Consider the following 21,048-nt stretch of genomic DNA (forward strand, 5'->3'; position numbering starts at 1 on the left):
GAATGGCTGCAGCGCCTCTACAGGTGACGCTGAAGTAGGGTAGGGGTATGATCGTCCTCGGACCTGCGAAAAATTTGGCTGGGGTGAGCGACTCTCTTTTCTCCCAACCAGCAGAAGCCGATGGTACAGCTGGTGAATTCCGAATTCTGAACACTGGCCACCATCCCAATGGGATGCTTTTCGATTTATGATTCCTCCCATTGGGATGGTGGCCGGTAAACCATACGACTGCGTGACGTTCATTCGGCCATGGTAGCGCAACACGACAACCAAAACGCCCAAGACAAGTAAAACCCATCAGTTGTAGTATAATATTTGCCGCAACCTATATTGCGGCTATAATAACCAAATGCGGCGGGATTGGCCCACTGCAGGAATTGAGTGCCAAGCATGAACTACCAGTTCAGCCCCGCCTTTGACGGATATCAGCTCTACAGCCAGCCGCTCAAGTACCTCAATCCTCCACTGAGGTACGGCAACCTTCTATTAAAAGCCCTTCATCGGGCCATACATGTAGCGCCTGGTTGTCTGCGCGCCCCATCCTTGGTAATGCAGTTCCCCTCTGCGTGTGCTGCGGGTAACACCATGTCCCTCTTCCGGTCATTGCGCGAACGTACCGGCCTCTCCAGGTCGGAGGCTGCCTTTGTGTTTTCCGTCCGGAACGACACAATCTATCACTATGATAAGGGACGGAACCCCGCACCTGAAGGCATCCTCCAAGCCATGAGGGGATACATAGCGAGGCTCGATGAGCAAGCCGAGCTTATGGCAAAAGCGTACATGGAGACCGATGAATGGAAGGCCGGCCAGCGTGATGTCACCCTTCTCGTCGCCGAAACTACGCCTCAGGCTAACTTGCTTGGTTGGCCCGCGCTTGGGATGCAGCGATCCTTTATCAATCGAGTGGCAGACAGGCTGACACTTCAAGGCGCCAATTGTTCCTTCCGCTCTTATAGCTCCGGCGATGCTCTGTAACCGACTGCACTCGGAGAGATGTAGCCTACGGTAATAGGGCAGGGGAGGGCCTAGTCACCAGCTGGCGAAGCCGCCTCATAGACCTTCGTTTTGATGCAAGGGCTGCCTCTTTCAGGCTCGAACCCGTCGCCCGGCTTATAGGCGACTGCTGTGACCTGGTGCTAGTCATGCCGGCATAAATTTTGGCGTGAACCTCAGTTTCCCTGATACTAAGAGTTGCCTTTTTGTTCCTGGTGATGCATAGTCATAAATGAAGCGGCGGGATTGGCCCACTGCTCGAGATGTGGAGAATCCACATGAAATGGATCAGCTCAGCTGGCCATGAAATCCCAGGGCATAGCTCCGGATTTCTCGCATTCCCCCTCATGACGCGAGCGGAAACGTAGGTTCGTCGGTGCGGGACTAGCTATCGCTTGTCCACCAGGTCACCTGACGCCACCCACCTATTCTTCTCAAAATCCCTGTCCTGGCCCGCTGCATCAGCGGCCGGGGCTGCAGGGGCTTGACTTGTGAGGGCAATATGCTCGGTCGCACGCGCCACGAGGTGGTCGGCTTCAACGCCGATCACCGCATCTTCCTCGGGTACGATGGTTACCTTGGATCCTACTGGTACATCGTCCTGAGTGCCCAGCTCCTGCAGCGCCAGGCGGAAGGGCTGGACCTCCTGATGATGCCCAGTATCGCCTTGCCCGCCAACAACGCTGCGTTTCCAGGTTTCTTGAAGGCTATAACAGCACCAGGTCAAGAACCGAACGTCGACGTGGTCGTCACCGGACGGCCGCCATGGCACGATCCAGCTCCTGAAATCGTCGCCTGGTCGACCACCGATCTGGATCGCCCCATCACCGGGCTGGAAGATTTAGTCGAATTGCTGAGCGCCTATGCCGTCATACCTGACGATTTGATCCAGCAAATGGTCCAGGAAAAGCAAATGGCGGATGCTGCTGTCAGCGCGGAGGCTCAGGCAGATAGCATGAAGTGAAGAGCAACAGGTTTCCTGTGATTGGGGGCTTTCAGCCCCCAATCACAGACCAACAACCGGGAAAGGAGGGTATCATGGCGCTAAAATCCAGGACGCTCCCCTACGCGGCTTCGCGACTGGAAGGGGCTTCCGAATTCGGAACAGTTTTGGTGGAGCGGCGGCCACGCCGAGGAACCTCAGTTCCCTTTTTGCGCCATGCCTCGATGCGGGGGTCGTCTGCGGACATCGCGGCCAGCTCCTTGGCGATGCCGGTGATAACTTCCAGGTCCAGCTCCTGGAGTAATCCCTCCCGCTCGAAGATGGCCCCAATCTCCAACAAGGCGGCCGATCGCGCTTCGCTAATTTTTTTCTGCAGTTCAGCCTTTTCGGCCTCAAGCTTTTTCAGCGTTTCGCGGACAGTGGACACAGCAATCTCCCGGAGTCGAATCATGAACAGGGGTCACAGGATGCCAAAGTCAACGCGCCGGTGCCACCCTCCGTTGATAGGCCGCTCCATATTTGAGGCCAAGCCGCCCTTGTGCGAACAAGGGCAAGCAAGCGCCCGGAGGGCGCCCTTGTTCGCGGGCGGACTTAGCCTCTGCATCCGCGGCATCTAACAACGGAGGGTATCATGGGCACTATCTTCACCATCATCATCATCCTGATCCTCGTTCTGCCGATCATCGCTCCGAGCTTTTTCGGCCACACGTCGCAGAACACCCCGCCCGAGAAGCGGGCCCGGCGGTTCTACAGCTACGTCAACAGCGAGTCGTCGATGTCTCTGTCGATTGGCAACATGCGTCCTCACTAACGCGAGGCAGGGCACCCCAGTGGTTCGACCCTGCCTCCAGTGCGGCTTTATCCGTAAGGCGGATTACCATGCCCGACACCTTTCTCCCCGTCACCGAACAAAGTCTCGACACTCGCCGCTCACGCGACGACATCCTGCTCGATGCCAAGGTGTCCACGATGGCGATTTATGGTCGCCTCTGGCGTGTCCGTCGTCCCGTCCCTGACATCCTCGACCAGATCCCGGATGAATGCATCTTGGATGGCGACAACTTTTTCATGAGCAATCCCGATCGCTTCGTCTTCCCTTTCTCATCTCAAGTCGATGCGAACACCTTTAAGCTCGGGTATAAATTCGACGGTGTCTGGGAAACCGCCGTCGCGATCAAAACGGACATCGGGTGGAAAATCTCCCTGCGGATGATTTATGGCAACTTCACCGACTTTAAGTTCGGCCTTGCCTGAAGCTCGACACCCTTAATCCATGGGGCAAGTCGACCACTCAGGTGGCGCCGAATGCGTCAACCTGTACGACCACTACGCACCTCTCCACGTCAGCCCAGATCGCGCGTTCGTGGTCGCACAATCCGAACCTCCCTTCAGAACATGCCTCAGGGATCAGTCGACCGTGGAATGCCGCCACCAGAGACTGGGCCATATCGCTGGCCATGAAGCCCGAGCATGGGGCCACGCCGGAATGACAGGCCATCAACTTCATGCTTCCTGATTCAGCTCATCGACACGTCGGTATCGCTCCTAGGGCACTCGGTCTGGAGGCCGACGCGGTATTGATTACGGGCCCATCCCTTCGATGTGGTTTCGATCTATTCAAGTCCACGGCTTCGCGGCTCCCTTAGCCTGGTCACCTCTTGGTCGCCTCAAGTAGGCATTTAGCTGGCGGATTTCTCTCTTCTGCCTGGTTTGCTCCTTGGCGCGCGATAAGCATCCCCAAACAGGATAGGGCCTGGTGCCCTCCTCTGGCGGGCAGGTTCGGCAACTGCGCTACGGGCCCATTCGGGCCCTAGTCCCTGGCCGCCTGCGGCGCCCAGGGCCAAGCTCCGCCGAGCCCCGCCAGCGGGTCTCGGCCTTCGGTAAATCTCACCCGGGGCCTACTATGCGGAGGGCGCCGCGGCGCCCAGCTTGTCAGCCAGGCCGACGGCCTGGCCAGGCCCAGGCGCAGGGCCTGGGCGGCACCTGGCGGCCCCCGATGGCGCTGCAGAACCTGCAGCTGCGTCCCGACCTATGTGGTGGCCACCGGCGCCTGACGGCGGCCGGGCAGTCCCAGGCGGTGGGCGGCAGCAAGGCCAGGTACTTCCCGCCGGCGCGCACGCCGGCGGGTGCAGCGCCTTGCCCTGGGGCTGGCCCATCAAGACCAGGTTGACCTCGGCAGCAGGGCAGGGGGCCGAGGCGCCCCGCCTGGTGATGCTGAGCCTGGAGCAGGGGGAGGGGTAGTTTCACCGGAAGCACGGGCAGCCGTCATCGGTGACCAGGTGGGACCGTCGAGCAGGCGTGTCGCTGCGCGCCACCGATCCCCATCAAGCTTGACCGTGGTCGTCATCTGCCCAGCGCAGGGGTCGCGCCGGCCGGCTCACGCCGTCCGTCGTGCCGACACCCGACCCCACCTTCGTGGGGCTCGGGCGACCCCCATGGCAACTGCACTGTGGCTTTGCATTCAGGCAGAAAATCGCAAGGGTAATGCCAAGTATTGAAGGCTTGTCATGCAATACAGGTAGCGGTCTATGCTTGCGATGCTTAAGTATGCAACTTGCGACGTCGCAAGTATTGAGGCAATATCTTTTTATGAGGCGGCGGGATTGGCCCACTGCCCATAAAAAGGTAAAAATAAATGTTTGCTCCGATCATCGAAAACCCCGCCGCCGGCTACAAGGTCGACCCCTTCCAGGGGAAGCGCGACGGCGCCGTCAGCTCGCAATGGTTCAGCCGCCCCAGCGATCAGCGCTATCTGAGCCTGGACGCCCTGTACAACACGGTTCTGATGCGTTCGCAGTTCAGCAAGCAGCGGACGATGGAAACCCGCGACATCCGGGTGAACGCCGGCAGGGAAAACGCTGAAAAGATGACCCTCATTCTGCCCGGTGATGAGGAAGTCCGCCCCAACCATTGGAGTTTCGGCCAGCTGGCGAGCCTTATTGGCGCCCCCGCCGGGTATCTGCGGAACCTCCCCGCCTTCCTGGCCGGCATCAACATGCAGCATGGCCTGATCAATCACCGTGCGGAAATGATCAAGACGTACGCCACGGGTAACGGCGCCATGGAACTGCGGGCCGCGACCAGCCCGGAATATGGGCGCATCTACGACCACGAACTGGTCAAGGCCATCATGACCTTTGCCGGTAACGGGGCGGGTGACAGCCGGTGGCGCGTGCCGGGGCAAATCGATTGGTCCACACTGATCTATCGGCCCCATTGTGGGGAAATCACCAAGGAAACCACGACCCTCTATCTGTCGGACCGAGACGTTTTCATCTTCCTTGTCGATGACCTCAACCCGATTGAGGCCGGCACTCTGCCCGATGGTCAGCCCGACATCTATTTCCGGGGGTTCTACGCCTGGAATTCGGAAGTCGGTAAGACCACCATGGGCATCAGAACATTCTACCTCCGTGGGGTGTGCCAGAACCGCAATCTTTGGGGGGTTGAGGGGGTGCAGGAACTCACGATCCGGCATTCCAAGCACGCCGCGAGCCGTTTCATGTTCGAGGCCGCCCCGGCGCTGTCCGAATTCGCCAACAGCAGCCCCAAGGGCTTCATCGACGGCATCAATGCGGCCAAGGCCCAGATCGTGGCCAAGGACGAAGATGACCGCCTGAATTTCCTCAAGCGGAACGGGTTCAGCAAGAAGGCCGCCAAAAGCATCCTCGATACCGTTCTCGCCGAGGAGGGGCATGAAGCGTCCAGCGTCTATGATTTCGTGCAAGGGATCACCGCCGTCGCCCGTGGGGACGGGCACCAGGATCAGCGCATCGAACTCGAAGAAAAGGCCGCCAGCATGATGCGGCGAGTAACACGCTGATCCCAGCGGGGGCCGTGTGATACGGCCCCCAATCCCCCCACACCACCATGCTTCAAGGGTGACATCATGGGTGATGTTGTCGATTTCTGCGCCTACCGGAACCAGGCCCGTCAGCCGATGGAAGCGGCGCCAGCCCTTCTGATGATTGCGGTTCAGCTGAGCTTTCTCGACCTGGCCCCCGCCCAGGGCCAGGCCCCACGGGCCGCCCAGACGGGGAACCGCTACGACGCCACCAAGGACCAGGAGAGGGCCGAGATCGCACAGCACATCAGGGCTGACATCCGCGCCGCAACACGACAGGGCCGGTTGCCGGCGGGACTGAAAGTTTCCGTCCGTTCTGGGCGGGCGCGCGACGTCATTTATCTGACCATCACCGCAGTGCCGCCAACCTTCAACGTGTGGAACCCCGCCTATCTGGAGTGGGTGCAAGGACACCCCCAGGGCGATCCCCCGTTTGAAGTATGGAAGTATTTCACCCGTGAATACCATCTGTTGTGCGAGTGCCTGACGGCAATTGCCGACGCCTATAACCCTCCCGATGGCCCACGACGCTTTTACCCAAGCGTTGGATTGGATGAAACATCCAGGCGCGATAGTCAGGAACAGGGTAGGCGATAGATTTATTAGGAGCAGACTTGGAGCGGGCCCAAATGGTCCGCTCTTTTTTTATTCATCGCCATACCATGAGCAACAAAGCGCTTGACGCAATACGGAATTGTATATACAGTTAAGTATATACAGGAGATGGGAAATGTGGACGTGGGACCCAAACAAAGCCAGAATCAACAAGGCAAAGCATGGGGTGAGTTTCGAACAGGCCGAAAGAGCCCTGGGCGACCCCTGGGCGGTGTCCTACCCCGATCCCCATCCCGATGAGGAACGGTGGAGAACCATAGGCCGCCCCTACGCCGACCGGCCCACCGTCCTTTTCGTCGTTCATACCGATCATCCGATTGATGGCGGTTCAGGCCGCATCATCACAGCCCGCCGGGCAACGCCCGCAGAAAGGAAACACTATGAAAAAGGGTAACCCTGCACCGATATCCGCCAAGCTTCTAGCTGAACTGGACGAACTGGACAGAGACACCCGCCCCATCGACACCAGCGACGCCCCCGAGATCACCGACTTTTCAGGCGGACAACGAGGCCGGTTCTTCCGGCCGGTTAAGGTCCCCTTGTCCCTGCGCCTGGACGCCGATGTGCTGGACTGGTTCAAGCGGCAGGGCGCCGGGTACCAAGGCCGCATCAACGACGCTTTGCGTCAGTTCATCGACAGTCAAAGGGAAGTGTCATGAAAAAAGCTGAGACGGTTGGTGCAAAAGCCGGGGTTCCAATAGTGATCAATGGCTTGACCGTAGTCCCCAAGTGGAATTGGTCAGCCAATTACCTCAAATATTACACCCTGACAGCGACCGCAAAGGGTGGTGTCTACAAGGACGGCAACAATCAGGAGCATCTGTTCAGGTACACGACTGCCGGCAACATCAAACTGCTGACGACTGGTGCCGTCATTCGTTGAGATCTGATACTAGGCGCCCCCCTTTTGTTGATGGAATGAGGCCCCCGCCTGGCGCCCGCCGCCAGCTGGGGGCCCCGGCCCCCCACGCGCCGGGGACCTGGCCAAACATCGCAGGCCTCTTCATCGGCGAGCCCAGCCCAGCCAACAGGCTACGAGCCGAGACCCCCACCAGCATCAGGCCCGCCTTGACGCGGGCCATTTCCTGGACAGCCAAACCACACGCCCATTGGCCGGAATGTGTTCATATCGGGAACGCTTGTCCTTGACGTATTCAGGTAATGATGGCGCAGGTTGTTCATTGATTTTGGTAACGTCGAGGCCTTTACTCAATATCTGCAAAGGAAACGAATGTTGTAAGTTTATAACGTCAAATTAAACCCTATTGTGTGCTTGCCCCATAGTATTAATTGAGGTATTCTCTTTTACATAAGGCGGCGGGATTGGCCCACTGCCCAGGATAAAAGAAGGCAAGCGCGCTTCATTATTTACTGTTCGGAAGCGCTGCCTTGCCTCAGGGGAATAAGACAATGACCACGATTGTTTCGCTCGCGTCGTTCAAGCAATCCCGGCGCGTGGAGGAAGAAAACAGCCGCCGGGCGGCGGAAGCCCAAGCGACGCATGATAGGAAGGTTGATCAGACGCGCCTGACGCTCTCAACCGTCCTTGGTACCTCCGATCGTGGTGAACAATTGGCCGCAGTCCTCGCCGAAGCCCTGGTAACTGCCGGGGAAAGCAAGGTTTCCCGCGCACCGAAGGTTGCGTATTGCGATCCTGCCAACGAAACGCGCGGGTCGAAATTCGAGGCAACCCGCAACCTGAGCCACAAGGAAATCGCCGCCCGCATCCGGCAGGACATCAAGGATGCCCAGAAGGCTGGGCGGCTGCCCCAAACGGTGAAAGCGTCGGTGCGTTTCAGCTTGTTTTCTGGCGGGGCGTCGGTAGACGTCACCATTAATGCGCTTCCGCCCGGCATGGTGGTTTGGAACCCCGAATATGTCGCTTGGGTAAACCAAAGCCGGGGCGCACCAAACTATCGGTTTGCTGGAAAGGAAATGTACAGCCCTGAATATGGGGCAGTGCTTTCCGTACTTGAAGCAATCCACAACGCTTATAACCGCGACAATAGTGACAGTTCTTCGGATTATTTTGACCGTCGTTACTACGGTGATGTGCGGTTATCCAGCGAAATTCGGCAAGAAAGCCGGCGGGCCGAAGGCTTCAAGGGCGTAGGCGAGTTCTCCTGATCAGCCGGCCGGCGGCCGCCGACGGCCGCCGGCCTTTTAGACGGCGGCGCCCCGCAGGCAATTCGCGCCGCAGGGATGAAATTTCGGCACCAAGCCAACCGCTTTGAGATCCGCCCATGTTCAGCACGCCCGAGAAAAGATGGCGGCAGGGCGCCGAACGCTGGGCCAAGCCCGCGCGCGCCCTCTTTCAACCCGCCCGCTACGCCGTCGACGTGATCAGCACCGATCAAGCCCGGCGCTTCATCACCACCCACCATTACAGCCGCACAATGCCAGCCGTCCGCCTATGCGTCGGCTTGTTCCTGGACGCCGGTGTGCATGGCGCCCAGCTCGTCGGCGCCGCCGCCTTCAGCGTGCCGGCCCAGGCCGCCGTGGTGCCCCGCTACACCGGATTGGGTCAGGCCGAAGGCGTTGAGCTAGGCCGCTTTGTTTGCCTCGACGAGGAAGTACCCTACAACGGGGAATCGTGGTTCCTTTCCCGCGCCCTCGACCTGGTGCAGCGTCACAAGTCCGTCCGTTCCATCGTATCTTATTCCGACCCGATGGAACGCCGGGACGCCGGCGGGCTGCTGACCAAGGGCGCCCACGTCGGGCAAATCTACCAGGCGACCAATGCCCTGCATTGCGGCCGCACCTCACCAAGATGGGTTTGGCTGACCCGGGCCGGGCAAGTCGTCAGCGAGCGTGCCCTATCAAAGATTCGGGCGGGCGATGTCGGCCGCGACTATGCCGCCGCCCAGCTCGTGGCCGCCGGCGCCGACCCGCGCCGGCCTGGTGAGTGTCCCCGGGCCTGGTTATCTCGTGTCCTTCAAGCCCCGACCTTCCGCCGCGTCCGCCACCCGGGCCAGATCGTCTACGTCATCCCATTGGACAAGGCCGCCAAGGCGGCCGCGCTGAGCGCAAACCCCGACCCTGCGCCCTATCCCAAGCTAAGCCAGCTCAGGCAGGCCCCCGTCTGGTATCAGCCCTCTCTGTTCACCCCTGAGCGGTCACTTTGACACCTAGGCCATCCTTGCGGATGTAGGCGGGGCGGTCGCAGGTGACCCAAGGCACCGGGGAAGGCGCCGATCGGCGTCGTGACACTGTCAGGAATAGGATAAAGGGGAAGGCGGGCCTGGTGCCCGCCGGCGGCGGGCAGGTTCGGCAACTGCGCTACGGGCCCATTCGGGCCCTAGTCCCTGGCCGCCTGCGGCGCCCAGGGCCAAGCTCCGCCGAGCCCCGCTTGGCGGGTCTCGGCCTTCGGTAAATCTCACCCGGGGCCTACTATGCGGAGGGCGCCGCGGCGCCCAGCTGGTCAGCCAGGCCGTCGGCCTGGCCAGGCCCAGGCGCAGGGCCTGGGCGGCACCTGGTGGCCCCCGATGGCGCGCAGAACCTGCAGCTGCATCCTGACCTATGTGGTGGCCACCGGCGCCTGGCGGCGGCCGGGGGGCAGTCCCAGCCGGTGGACGGCAGCAAGCCCAGGTTCTCCCGCCGCCGGCGCGCACGCCGGCGGGTGCAGCGCCTTGCCCCGGGGCTGGCCCATCAAGACCTGGTGGACCTCGGCGGCAGGGCAGGGGGCCCAGGCGCCTCGCCTGGTGATGCTGAGCCTGGAACAGGGGAAGGGGTAGTTTCACCGGAAGCACGGGCAGCCGTCATCGGTGACCAGGTGGGAAGGTCGAGCAGGCGTGTCGCTGCGCGCCACCGATCCCCATCAAGCTTGACCGTGGTCGTCATCTGCCCAGCGCAGGGGTCGCGCCGGCCGGCTAACGCCGGCCGTCGTGCCGGCACCCGACCCCACCTACGTGGGGCTCGGGCGACCCCCAAGGCAACTTCACTGTGGCTTTGCATTCAGGCAGAAAATCGCAAGGGTGATGCCAAGTATTGTCGACTGGTCATGCAATACAGGTAACGGTCTATGCCTGCGATGCGTAAGTATGCGACTTGCGATGTCGCAAGTAATGAGGCAATATATTTTTATGAGGCGGCGGGATTGGCCCACTGCCACAGGCCCAACGGTGAAATAAATGTCCAGCGCCATCGCCGCCTTTGCTGCCACCGGGTTCGATTTAGACGTATTCACGGCTGAACTGGAGCGTTGTGCTCAAGAGGCATACCGTGGATGTGGCCTGTACTATGAAATTTACGCGGAAAGGTTTGGCCGTGCCGTGGACAATTTAATGCATTATGTCCCATGTGAATTTAAAGAGGTCGCCGTATCCTCCCTTAAATCGTCCGGTTACTTGGAAATTATTGAAGAGGCAAATGCGCCGCTAAAGGACATCGCCGAGGATAAAAGTGATGATTACTATGAGCGGGACGGTGACGACGGTGAGGATAAAGACTATGACGGCGACGGAATGCACGAGGAGGAGGGAATATATTGTGGTCTAACAGGCATTGAGTCGTACGACTGCCCCTGCGGACGCCATCCATAAGGGCCATGGTTGTAAAAAGTCAGCAGGGTATGGGGTAAGGCCATGACAAAACCAAATAAAACTTATTCGGCGGTCACTCGCGCTTTGAATAATATTGCTGACATCTGGAGATGTGCGGCGTGGGAAGTACGGGCCATGTCGTACGCGGTATTGAGCAAACCACGCATCGATAGCGAAACAGCTGTTCCCATAACCAAGCGATATATCCTTGACCTGGCAATGCTCTATATCTGTGGACGAGTGAAGCTGAGAAACGTGATACTTTCCGTCAAAAATCGAAGGCCCGGAATATTCGGCAAAGACGGGAAATACCTACTCGGTGAAGCCGCAGATTATTTTGAAGATTGAGCAAGTCTATCCGTTCGAGCAGGCCCACAAGCCGCTAACCGTTGGCTAATGCCACGATCAAAAAAGAGGAACATCCCATGCCGATCTACGTTGCCCAAGGCGTCAACCCTGTGGTTCCGGGCCTCATCATGATGGTGTGCGAGACCAAGGAACTGGCGGAAAAGGAAGCCAACAGCATCTTGGATGCCATGCTGCCCAGCCTGGTGCTCGATGGGGAGTTTCCTCATCCGCTTCGCACTTACCTCCGGTATGGTCAGGACGGCCAGGTCGTCGGCTTGGTCGAAGGGGTCACCGACATTGTCCGGTCACATGTCCTCGAAGCGGTGCGCGAGCTAGGCCATTATTCCGCCGATGATCTGGATGTGTGGATCGTTGAGACGCAGCTGATCCGCAGCGCTCCGCGTTACCTTCTGGATCTGACCCGGGAAGATGAAGTGCGGCATATCATCCGTGGTGCCCTGGAAGTGGCAACGGAGCGTTACCGCGAAGACGCCAAAACCGCCGCCTCGATGCCCAACCATCAGCGGCTTGCCGATCAGTTTCTGCGTCAGGCGGCAGCTTCCAGCCAATTGCTGGAAGTCATCGACTAATCATCCCCATCAGGGAGGACCTCGCATGGATAGCCACGCCATTCCCGCCCCCGGCGCCGTGGGCATATTCCGGAAAAGCGGTAACCTGGTCCGCGTGATCAGGCTCTGCGATGAGCGGACTTTTGAGGGGCTGCTTGAGGTCGAGCGCGTTGACGGAGGCAAGCGTATGCTGATCCTGCCGGCCGCGTTCATCCCGGAAGCCCAGTTGGTCGACGGCCGGTGACAGGATTGAACACAAAGTGAACGCGATGAAGCCCGGCCGCATTACCGGCACAGGATCAGTGCAGGAAATCGCGACAGCCTTCGGCGTCGCCTCGAAGGGCGATGGGGATGACATCCCGCCAACCGTTGCCGAAGAACCAACCCAGCTTATGGCAACGCCGGCACCACACGCCGCCTGGTCAGATGACGAAGCCCGGCGGATAACTCAGGCCGCGAGCGTCTGCGCGGCCGCCGGTGACATCCGCCACGCCAATATTTTATTCGCCCGGCTAGAAGCCGGGCCCACCCGATATTTCAATATCGACGGCATGGAACGCATGGCGGGAGCCATCGCCAGACGCGCAGCCGCTATGGCCGGGGCTTTGCCACCTGTCACACCGATCCTGTTGAAGGACCTGGCCGCGTTCCTCGCGCCGTTTGAGGTTCCGGCCGAGATGATCCCGGCACCAGTCGCCGACGCCGTACTGGCCGCCGCAAACCAGATGCTCAGGCAGTTCGCCGCCGCCGGTTTCTCCAGCCATCGGGAAATCAACTCAGGACGCGCACCAGCCGACCTGGTGAGGTTCCGTGGCAGGTATTCGGGCCTGGCCGGCATCACCAGCCGACTTGACCACGAAATCCGTAATCTACTCTCTGTTTCCCGCCGGGGAGGAACAGCGCACCGGCCTATGACCCTATCCAGGCGCCTGAAGCTTCTGGACGAAACCCTGCGGGACGTAGCCAAGGATTGCGGCATCCCGGAAGACACATGGACGGTGGAGAGTCTGGGGCTTCTCTCGGAACAAGTCCGATTACGGTGGCAACCAGTCGATATGGCGGCAAGCACGGTACAGCGGTTTCCGCGTCATCTTCTCGAATGGGCGGATCAACGCGAGGAGTTGCCCGACCCGCGCACACATACTCGCCCGACCCTTCTGCAGTTGATCCAGTCGCATCCAAACCTGGAGTATGTGGAGCAGCTGCGCGCTGAGTTGGCGAAGCGTTTCCAGCTCGAGGAGCTATAGGGCCTGCGCCAGTTTGCCGGCCGGCACCAAGCGGCACGCTGCGCCTCTACTCGCCCAGCTCATCCCGGGTGCCGGATGCGCTCCCGGCACGCCAAGGAACCAAGCGCCGCCTCCGGCTGGGGGCCCCGGCCCCCCGCGCGCCGGTGAAGGACGCGCCCTTAAGGAAGGCCCCAGCTGGCCGATGCCGGCCTGCACCAGGGCCACGCACCACCTCTCTCGTCCGGCCCACCCCGGGGCGCCGGATGTGCTCAGGGCACGGCCAAGCGTTCAGCGCCAAGGAACCAAGCGCCGCCTCCGGCTGGGGGCCCGGGCCCCCCGCGCACCGGTGAAGGTCGCGCCCCCCAAGGACAGCCTCAGCGCGCCGATGCTGGCCTGCACCTGGGGGCACGCACCACCTCTCTCGCCCGGCCCAGCCCGGGCGCCGGATGCGCTCACGGCACGGCCACGCGTTCAGCGCCAGAAAACCGATCGCCGCCTCCGGCTGGGGGCCCGGGCCCCCCGCGCGCCGAAGAGGGACGCGCCCTTAGGACGCCCCCAGCGGGCCGATACCGGCCCGCACCAGGGGCCACGCAGCACCTCCCTCTTGCCTGGTTCAGCCCAGGCTCCTCCGAGAGCAGAGCCTCCCCTTGATCCCCAGGACGCTGCTGCACTGCCCCTAACCCCTGGCTCCCTGTACGGGAGCCGGGGGAGCATCCCCACTTACCACAGGGCAACGCCGGCCGCCTTTGCGGCCGTCTTACGGGGCTGTTCTGAGCTATGGGGCTCAGAACAGCCCCTCATGCCCTGTGGAAAGTGTGGATGCGGCAGTCTTTGAGGGACTACGCGACATTGCCGGTTGGGACCGAACACCCAGCGCGTCGGCAATGGTAGCTGCTTTTTCGTCTTTGGCGCCGCTACATGGCGCCCTGAACCAGATTGGCCCAGAAGCTCTACAGGTGGGGCTTAGCAACCCCTGGCAGCAGGTTGGCAGGCGGCTTCCAACATGGGCCTGGTGCCCGCCTCTGGCGGGCAGGTTCGGCAACTGCGCTACGGGCCCATACGGGCCCTAGTCCCTGGCCGCCTACGGCGCCCAGGGCCAAGCTTCGCCGAGCCCCGCCAGCAGCGGGTCTCGGCCTTCGGTAAATCTCACCCGGGGCCTACTATGCGGAGGGCGCCGCGGCGCCCAGCTGGTCAGCCAGGCCGTCGGCCTGGCCAGGCCCAGGCGCAGGGCCTGGGCGGCACCTGGTGGCCCCCGATGGCGCGCAGAACCTGCAGCTGCATCCTGACCTATGCGGTGGCCACCGGCGCCTGGCGGCGGCCGGGGGGCAGTCCCAGCCGGTGGACGGCAGCAAGCCCAGGTTCTCCCGCCGCCGGCGCGCACGCCGGCGGGTGCAGCGCCTTGCCCCGGGGCTGGCCCATCAAGACCTGGTGGACCTCGGCGGCAGGGCAGGGGGCCCAGGCGCCTCGCCTGGTGATGCTGAGCCTGGAACAGGGGAAGGGGTAGTTTCACCGGAAGCACGGGCAGCCGTCATCGGTGACCGCGTGGGCAGGTCGAGCAGGCGTGTCGCTGCGCGCCACCGATCCCCATCAAGCTTGACCGTGGTCGTCATCTGCCCAGCGCAGGGGTCGCGCCGGCCGGCTGACGCCGGCCGTCGTGCCGGCACCCGACCCCACCTTCGTGGGGCTCGGGCGACCCCCAAGGCAACTCCACTGTGGCTTTGCATTCAGGCAGAAAATCGCAAGGGTGATGCCAAGTATTGATGGCTAGTCATGCAATACATGTAGCGGTCTATGCTTGCGGTGCTTAAGTATGCGACTTGCGATGTCGCAAGTATTGAGGCAATATATTTTTATGAGGCGGCGGGAATGGCCCACTGCCCGAAAGTAAAGGACCTCTAACATGGCCGGCAGCGTCAACAAAGTCATCCTCATCGGCAACCTGGGCAAGGAGCCCGAGGTTCGCAGCATGCAGAACGGCGGCAAGGTCTGCACCCTACGCATCGCCACCTCTGAAACCTGGAAGGACCGCAACGGGGAGCGGCAGGAACGGGTCCAGTGGCACCAGGTGGTGATCTTCAATGAGGCGCTGATCGGCGTGGCCGAGCGCTTCCTTAAAAAGGGGTCCAAGGTCTACATCGAAGGCCAGCTCGAAACCCGCAAGTGGACGGATCAGTCGGGTGTCGAGCGGTACACCACCGAGGTGGTGCTGCGTCCCTACCGGGGTGAGATCACCTTGCTGGGCGATCCCCAGGGCAGCCGTGACGGTGGCCAGGGTGGCAATGGCGGAGGGTACGAAGGTGGTTACGGTTCGGGCAATGGTGGTTCGGGTCACAGCTACAGTTACGGTAACTACGGTGGTTCCAGCCATGGCAGCCTGACCAACAGCGGCACGCTGGGCAGCGGCCCGCGTGGCAGCTACAGCGGTGGTGGCGGTAAGCCGTCCGACGAGTTGGATGACGAAGTGCCCTTCTGAAAAGAACAACCAACACCGGGGAGGCAACCCCTCCCCGGCATCCTTTCGGAAGGGATAAGACCATGCACAATTCTATCCGTATGACCCAGCCGGAACGCGAGCTTTTGGGGTTGGCGTGTGGCTTCCCCAGCACCCCGGTTCGCGTCATGTGCGAAACCGAAGAAGAGCGGATTGAAGGCCCCATTGTCCGAGGAACAGTCGATCCCCGGACGGGCAAATGGGAGTTGGACGATACGTTTACCATCATCGACCACACAGATGGTCAGCCGTTCGTCGTGCACGGCTATGCCGGTGTCGTCACCGTCATCTAATCCAGCTCCGATATCAAACCCCACAATCCCGCCAAGCTGGCCCCGGGCCAGCAGGATGAGAACAGACATGACCGCTCAAATCCCCGCTCGCACCCGCTATGAAGCCGCCCCTATCCACCCCATGAATATCGTCCATATCGGCTATGACGGGTTTCAAGGATCATTCTGGTATTTCGTACAGGACATGACGCTGATCCAGCATGATCCTCACTCCGCTGTCCATTGTCCCGATGTGGTGGCGTGGTCCGCTTGTGACCTGACCACTGACATCAGAACCACACAGGAACTGATCCAGCACATTCTGCCATACGCGCGCATTCATGACGAGCTTATCGAACGGATGCAACTTGAAAGACCCTTGGCCGACGCTGCTGCGATCGAGGCGGCTATCTGCAGCGAATGAAATCGGCGCCCCTGGCTTTGGTTTGATCCAGAGCCAGGGGCGTTTTTGCGCATCCCTTACCCGGTGGACTGTCCCCCAATCTGCGGGCTAACCAGCGCTAGGCGCCGGCGCCGGCTGGGGGCCCCGGCCCCCCGCGCGCCGATGAAGGAGTAACCTACGGGACGCCGTGGACAACCCGCTGGCGGGCTGCACCAAGTGGGCGGACGATGCATAGATTTCGCCCGGATCAACTCGGGCGTACCCGAGTAACAGCGCCTCCCATTGATAGCCAGGACACTGCTGCGCCGCCCCTAACCCCTGGCTCCCTGGACGGGAGCCGGGGAAGCATCCACACTTACCACAAGGCAACGCCGGCCGCCCTGCGGCCGACTTACGGGGGTGTTCTGAGCTATGGGGCTCAGAACACCCCCTTTTGCCATGTGGAAAGTGTGGATGCGTCTGAACTTGCAGGATGACGCGATGGCGCCGCACCTGGGGGCTCCGGCCCCCCTCGTGCCGGTGAAGCGCCTCAGGATCAGGGCGCGGTGCCCGCGTCCGATAGCGCCAGGAGGGTGGGTAGCGCCTCTCTCTCGACCGGCGCAGCTGGGCGCCAATACCGCCTCGCATGGCAGGCAGGATCACCCATCTAACAGGATGGCGCGACGGTGCCGGCTGGGGGCCCTGGCCCCCCCGCGCGCCGGTGGAGGAAGTGTGGCAGGAACAGTGCGCAGTGCCACCGGCCGATAGCACCAGGAGGGTGGGTGGCGTCGCTCTCTCGACCGGCGCAGCCGGGCGCCGATGCCGCCCCGCCTGGCAGGCAGGATCACCAATCCGACAGGTTGGCGCGCCGGCGCCGGCTGGGGGCCCCGGCCCCCCGCGCGCCGGTGGAGGAAGCGCGGCAGGTACAGTGCGTGGTGCCCGCGTCCGATAGCGCCAGGAGGGTGGGTGGCGTCGCTTTCTCGACCGGCGCAGCCGGGCGCCGATACCGCCCCGCCTGGCGGGCAGGATCACCAATCCGACAGGTTGGCGCGACGGCTCCGGCTGGGGGCCCCGGCCCCCCGCGCGCCGGTGGAGGAAGCGCGGCAGGAACAGTGCGTGGTGCCCGCGTCCGATAGCGCCAGGAGGGTGGGTGGCGTCGCTCTCTCGACCGGCGCAGCCGGGCGCCGATACCGCCCCGCCTGGCGGGCAGGATCACCAATCCGACAGGTTGGCGCGACGGCGCCGGCTGTCCGATAGCGCCAGGAGGGTGGCGGAGCTCTCCCTCGACCGGCGCAGCCAGGCGCCAATACCGCACCGCGTGGCAAACAGGTTCACCCATCCAGCAGGATGACGTGACGGCGCCGGCTGGGGGCCCCGGCCCCCCGCGCGCCGATGTTGTGAAGTTCAAGAAACGGCGTCCAAACTGAAAGGCGTGCTCTATTCTGAAACGGGGGGTCCTCTCTCTGACACCCCCATTGTGCCTGAGGTTCCGCGAAGCGTCCGAGGATCCACGGGACCCACCATTTTTTTGTACCAAAAAAATCGTTTCCCCGTGGCCCAGCCCATGGGGCTGGCGCCGGCTTAAGCCGGCGTCCTCGACACTTCGCTACACCCCAGACCCAACAGGGGCGCCGTCGAGAGGACGGATCATCCACAAGGAGAACATGATGTCTCTGAAGACCGACAGCACTCGTGAAATCAAAATCAACGGCAAAACCTGGTACCTGAATTCCACTCTAGGTGACCTACGCGATCAGATTGTTCTAAACGCAGAACCCGTCCCGGAGGACTTCTATATATCTGCAACCAGCCTAGATTATAAATTCCACATCATCGCGCCGACGGCGTCGGGAAACGATGAATATGTGGCCGCCTCTAAACTTTGTGGGAGTTGGATCACTGTCCGCTGCGATCCCGTACACAGACCTTACGAAGATGAATTCGGCAATGATGAAGTCGACATGAACGACCTGCGCTGGCACGAATTCAGTGACTTTAGGCGCCACAGCAATTTAGCGGAATGCCTATCATTCCTTCGCGCCATGTCCTGATATGGAAGCGCCTTCCGAAAGGAGGGCGCTCTTTCTTTTTTGCCATCCGCCTTAACCCAACGTTGGTGGTGCACACATATAAATCTAAGGGCACAGCGGGGGCCTATTCGGCCCCCGCTACCCAGAAGCCATGGCAAGCGCCCCGGCACCCTAAGTGTCCCCGACCCGGATGGTAGGCAAATGATGAATCGAAGGCTCTGAACCATATATCGTGATGCCGTACCGGATCAGGAGCAACACACCTGCCGCAGCTGAAGCTGCATGCTAGTGGCTGATAAATCAGCCTGTTAGCTGTAACGCTTTCTGCTACACAGCGTAATGCAAATGTAAAGCAGCTTGATATCGCCGCCAATATTTGAGATGTTCTTGGGGTGATGTTTGTTGGGGGATTTTATGCCATTCGCCGCATACAATATTCGATTGCGTCCCGGTTTACGGGAGCGTCTAGGTGCAGCGGCGGCTCGAGATGGCTTTGACACGACGTCCGATTGGGTTCGAGCGTTGCTTCAATACGGCGTCGAGTATGGTATTCCGCGAGCCCCTGAACAAAACTCTGAGGAGGTGCAGAAACTGCAGAATGCCATGCAGCTTCAGGCGACCTTATTGATCCTTGAAATTGCGAAATTAGGGGTCGATGACGATGTGTTTATGAATGCCAGGAGTACGGTCGCAGATACCTTAAGAAGGCGAGGCCTGTTGGTTGATAAACCGAATTCTAGTAGCGCGGATTAGCCGCTAACAAATCAAGATCGGATGGGGTTTCCATGGCCTTACCTAACCTGAACCGGAATAAGAGCAGCTTCATCGGCGGCGTAGTCCGTGGCGGCCAAATCACCCATCATAACCTGGCCATGTTCCTCCAGGTGGTGAAATGGATGTACAAGGGTGGGTTCTTCTGTTTCATCGCCGTAGCGTTCGGTTACGCGTACAAGACCACAACCCTTTATCAATTTCAGGTGTTCCTAACCTGGGCTGTCGCAAGGTTCACATTTAGCTTCAACGATAATCCTATGGGCGTCACTACGTTCCCATATCCTGACGGATCGCGTGAGCCAATTCGGATCTCAAGGGTTCTCACTGAACCTGTCATACTGGACATTAAAAACGGGGTCATATCGAACATCATGGCCGGCGTTCGGTTGGGCGCCGTAACGTTCGTAGCTGTGTTTGTTCTACTTTTCTTCATCTTCCGAATTCGGGACAAAATGATGACCCGCCGGCTTCACATTCAGGGCAGCCGTCTCGTTGAGCGTGGGGCACTTATTGGAGAGGTTAACAAACACAATCGGTCTCTACCGCGTGCAATACGAATGCCCCCATTTTTCATCGATGGCATCCCGATGCCCTCCGGCGCGGAGACTTACGGTGTGTGCCTTACTGGTGCAGTAGGTGCGGGTAAAACAAACGCTTTCCATAAGATCATCAGCGAGATTCGAAGGCGTGGTGAATCGGCCATCATCTATGATCGGATGGGCACTTTCACCATGGCTCATTACGATCCATTCCTTGATGTGATTCTCAATCCGTTTGATAAGAGGTCGCACACATGGGACCTCTTTGCCGACATTCGAATGCCCTCTGATCTGATGATGGTGGCAGAGGCATTTATTCCCAATAAGGAAGGTGATAATCCCCTTTGGGCCAAGGGCGCTCGTATCATCTTTACGAAGATGGGTCTGCGTGAAATGCAGACGGGAAATCCATCCCTTAAACGCCTTATCAAAAACATCCTTGGCATGAGCACCATCGATATGGCGGCCCTCCTTCAAGACACGTCCGCGTCGATGTTGATCGATCCTAAAGCACCCAAACAGGCGCTCGGGTTCCGGGCCATGCTTGCTGCCTTCTTTGATCCCCTGGAGCAGCTTCCAACCGATGGTCCTCGCTTCTCCGTCAGAAGCTGGATCGAAGATCCTCTTCGTGGCGGCTTTCTCTTCATCCCATCGAGAGCCGATATTCACGCCGTGCTGAAGCCGCTTATCACAGCGTGGATAGAGATTGCCACGAACACCCTACTGACCTTGGAGGGGAGCAAACAACGACGCCGGTACTTCGGGATCGATGAGCTAACCAGCCTGAACCGCATTCCGAGCCTTCCAGCTCTAACGTCGGAGACTCGACAGAAGGGTGGGTGCCCGATTATCGCATTCCAAAACTTTGCCCAGGGGGTCGAAAATTATGGAAAAGAAACCTGGGAGGGGTGTCTCGGTAACCTACGCACACGTGTCATTTTCTCCACAGCAGAAGAGTCTTTGGCCAATTGGTCCTCGCTTCAAGTGGGTGATCAACTGGCGAGCGATTTCTCCCAGACCTACCAATTTAGTGCCAATCAGGCCCGTGACTCTCAGTCCTTGAATGAGCGCCGCGAGCGTCTCCCTCTTGCGCTTCCTTCCGACATTATGGACATGCCAAACTTGCGCTGTTACGTGCGATTTCCCAACGACATCGCAGTAGGTCGGATTGATATCCGACATCAAGAATGGCCGACGATAGCTGCGGCACTTGAGATGCGTGAGGACGTGTTTCAATTTCCGCCACTTCCTGAACGATTGATGCAATATCTCATGGGGACCCCGGCCGGCATTGAGCTTGCTAAATCTGAGACTGAAGGGCAGGAGGGCAAGCCGGAGAAGAGCCAAGAGAATGCTGGAGGTGGTGCACGGCCCAGGGGTGATGTTCGTCATGACGAGGATGGGGTGGTGATCGAAGATGAAGGACCTGATAGGTCTCGGGATGATGGTCTAGCGATTTAACAGAAGCCGCATCTACCCAT

At 60.3% G+C, this 21,048-nt stretch carries 23 protein-coding genes; 22 read left to right on the forward strand and 1 reads right to left on the reverse strand.

The window, feature by feature from the left end; genetic code table 11:
• The first annotated feature begins 390 nt into the window (after positions 1–390).
• Together P5F91_RS24755 and P5F91_RS24760 are read left to right on the forward strand one after the other, a co-directional pair.
• Positions 391–975, forward strand: coding sequence for a helix-turn-helix domain-containing protein (locus tag P5F91_RS24755; protein ID WP_277908554.1), 585 nt, complete (start codon positions 391–393; stop codon positions 973–975).
• A 520-nt stretch (positions 976–1,495) separates the two neighbouring features.
• Positions 1,496–1,957: a hypothetical protein gene (locus P5F91_RS24760; RefSeq protein WP_277908555.1), complete on the forward strand. Its 462-nt coding sequence runs from the start codon at positions 1,496–1,498 to the stop codon at positions 1,955–1,957.
• A gap of 100 nt (positions 1,958–2,057) precedes the next feature.
• Here the strand turns inward: P5F91_RS24760 and P5F91_RS24765 are convergent, their stop codons facing one another.
• A complete protein-coding gene (locus P5F91_RS24765) occupies positions 2,058–2,363 on the reverse strand; it encodes a hypothetical protein (protein ID WP_277908556.1) in 306 nt (101 codons plus the stop codon).
• Positions 2,364–2,567: 204 nt separating this feature from the next.
• Between P5F91_RS24765 and P5F91_RS24770 the strand changes: the two genes are divergently transcribed.
• The 20 genes from P5F91_RS24770 (at position 2,568) to P5F91_RS24865 (ending at position 21,028) form a co-directional block, all read left to right on the forward strand.
• Entirely contained in the window at positions 2,568–2,747 is a 180-nt protein-coding gene (locus tag P5F91_RS24770; RefSeq protein WP_277908557.1) for a hypothetical protein, read from the forward strand.
• Positions 2,748–2,815: 68 nt separating this feature from the next.
• Positions 2,816–3,190, forward strand: a complete 375-nt coding sequence (locus tag P5F91_RS24775; protein ID WP_277908558.1) for a hypothetical protein — start codon at positions 2,816–2,818, stop codon at positions 3,188–3,190.
• Between the two features lie 1,381 nt (positions 3,191–4,571).
• A complete protein-coding gene (locus P5F91_RS24780; protein WP_277908559.1) occupies positions 4,572–5,759 on the forward strand; it encodes a DUF932 domain-containing protein in 1,188 nt (395 codons plus the stop codon).
• Between the two features lie 66 nt (positions 5,760–5,825).
• Complete coding sequence (locus tag P5F91_RS24785) at positions 5,826–6,377, forward strand: hypothetical protein (protein ID WP_277908560.1); 552 nt, start codon at positions 5,826–5,828, stop codon at positions 6,375–6,377.
• Positions 6,378–6,510: 133 nt separating this feature from the next.
• On the forward strand, positions 6,511–6,789 hold the full coding sequence (locus P5F91_RS24790) for a BrnT family toxin (RefSeq protein ID WP_277908561.1): 279 nt from the start codon (positions 6,511–6,513) through the stop codon (positions 6,787–6,789).
• Entirely contained in the window at positions 6,776–7,054 is a 279-nt protein-coding gene (locus tag P5F91_RS24795) for a BrnA antitoxin family protein (protein WP_277908562.1), read from the forward strand. The genes P5F91_RS24790 and P5F91_RS24795 overlap by 14 nt, the downstream gene beginning before the upstream one ends.
• The gene (locus P5F91_RS24800) at positions 7,051–7,278 is read left to right on the forward strand and encodes a hypothetical protein (RefSeq protein WP_277908563.1); all 228 of its coding nucleotides are present in this window, start codon (positions 7,051–7,053) and stop codon (positions 7,276–7,278) included. Before P5F91_RS24795 ends, P5F91_RS24800 begins: the two co-directional genes overlap by 4 nt.
• A 527-nt stretch (positions 7,279–7,805) precedes the next feature.
• Positions 7,806–8,522: a hypothetical protein gene (locus tag P5F91_RS24805; RefSeq protein ID WP_277908564.1), complete on the forward strand. Its 717-nt coding sequence runs from the start codon at positions 7,806–7,808 to the stop codon at positions 8,520–8,522.
• 116 nt (positions 8,523–8,638) lie between these two features.
• Complete coding sequence (locus tag P5F91_RS24810) at positions 8,639–9,520, forward strand: Mom family adenine methylcarbamoylation protein (protein WP_277908565.1); 882 nt, start codon at positions 8,639–8,641, stop codon at positions 9,518–9,520.
• Between the two features lie 1,005 nt (positions 9,521–10,525).
• Positions 10,526–10,936 (forward strand): hypothetical protein, encoded by a 411-nt coding sequence (locus tag P5F91_RS24815; protein ID WP_277908566.1) that lies wholly within the window; start codon positions 10,526–10,528, stop codon positions 10,934–10,936.
• Between the two features lie 42 nt (positions 10,937–10,978).
• The gene (locus P5F91_RS24820; RefSeq protein ID WP_277908567.1) at positions 10,979–11,284 is read left to right on the forward strand and encodes a hypothetical protein; all 306 of its coding nucleotides are present in this window, start codon (positions 10,979–10,981) and stop codon (positions 11,282–11,284) included.
• Between the two features lie 77 nt (positions 11,285–11,361).
• On the forward strand, positions 11,362–11,874 hold the full coding sequence (locus P5F91_RS24825) for a hypothetical protein (RefSeq protein ID WP_277908568.1): 513 nt from the start codon (positions 11,362–11,364) through the stop codon (positions 11,872–11,874).
• A gap of 25 nt (positions 11,875–11,899) precedes the next feature.
• A complete protein-coding gene (locus P5F91_RS24830) occupies positions 11,900–12,097 on the forward strand; it encodes a hypothetical protein (protein WP_277908569.1) in 198 nt (65 codons plus the stop codon).
• A 16-nt stretch (positions 12,098–12,113) separates the two neighbouring features.
• Complete coding sequence (locus tag P5F91_RS24835; protein WP_277908570.1) at positions 12,114–13,100, forward strand: hypothetical protein; 987 nt, start codon at positions 12,114–12,116, stop codon at positions 13,098–13,100.
• A gap of 1,879 nt (positions 13,101–14,979) precedes the next feature.
• A complete protein-coding gene (gene ssb / locus P5F91_RS24840) occupies positions 14,980–15,552 on the forward strand; it encodes a single-stranded DNA-binding protein (protein ID WP_277908571.1) in 573 nt (190 codons plus the stop codon).
• Between the two features lie 62 nt (positions 15,553–15,614).
• Positions 15,615–15,863 carry a hypothetical protein gene (locus tag P5F91_RS24845; protein WP_277908572.1) on the forward strand — a complete coding sequence of 83 codons (249 nt, stop codon included), beginning with the start codon at positions 15,615–15,617 and terminating at the stop codon, positions 15,861–15,863.
• Between the two features lie 67 nt (positions 15,864–15,930).
• On the forward strand, positions 15,931–16,266 hold the full coding sequence (locus P5F91_RS24850; RefSeq protein WP_277908573.1) for a hypothetical protein: 336 nt from the start codon (positions 15,931–15,933) through the stop codon (positions 16,264–16,266).
• A 1,622-nt stretch (positions 16,267–17,888) separates the two neighbouring features.
• Positions 17,889–18,275: a hypothetical protein gene (locus P5F91_RS24855; RefSeq protein WP_277908574.1), complete on the forward strand. Its 387-nt coding sequence runs from the start codon at positions 17,889–17,891 to the stop codon at positions 18,273–18,275.
• Between the two features lie 393 nt (positions 18,276–18,668).
• Entirely contained in the window at positions 18,669–19,007 is a 339-nt protein-coding gene (locus P5F91_RS24860) for a hypothetical protein (RefSeq protein ID WP_277908575.1), read from the forward strand.
• A 32-nt stretch (positions 19,008–19,039) separates the two neighbouring features.
• A complete protein-coding gene (locus tag P5F91_RS24865; RefSeq protein WP_277908576.1) occupies positions 19,040–21,028 on the forward strand; it encodes a type IV secretion system DNA-binding domain-containing protein in 1,989 nt (662 codons plus the stop codon).
• The last annotated feature ends 20 nt before the right edge of the window (positions 21,029–21,048 follow it).

The sequence above is a fragment of the Nitrospirillum amazonense genome, from assembly GCF_029594735.1.
Lineage (GTDB): Bacteria > Pseudomonadota > Alphaproteobacteria > Azospirillales > Azospirillaceae > Nitrospirillum > Nitrospirillum amazonense.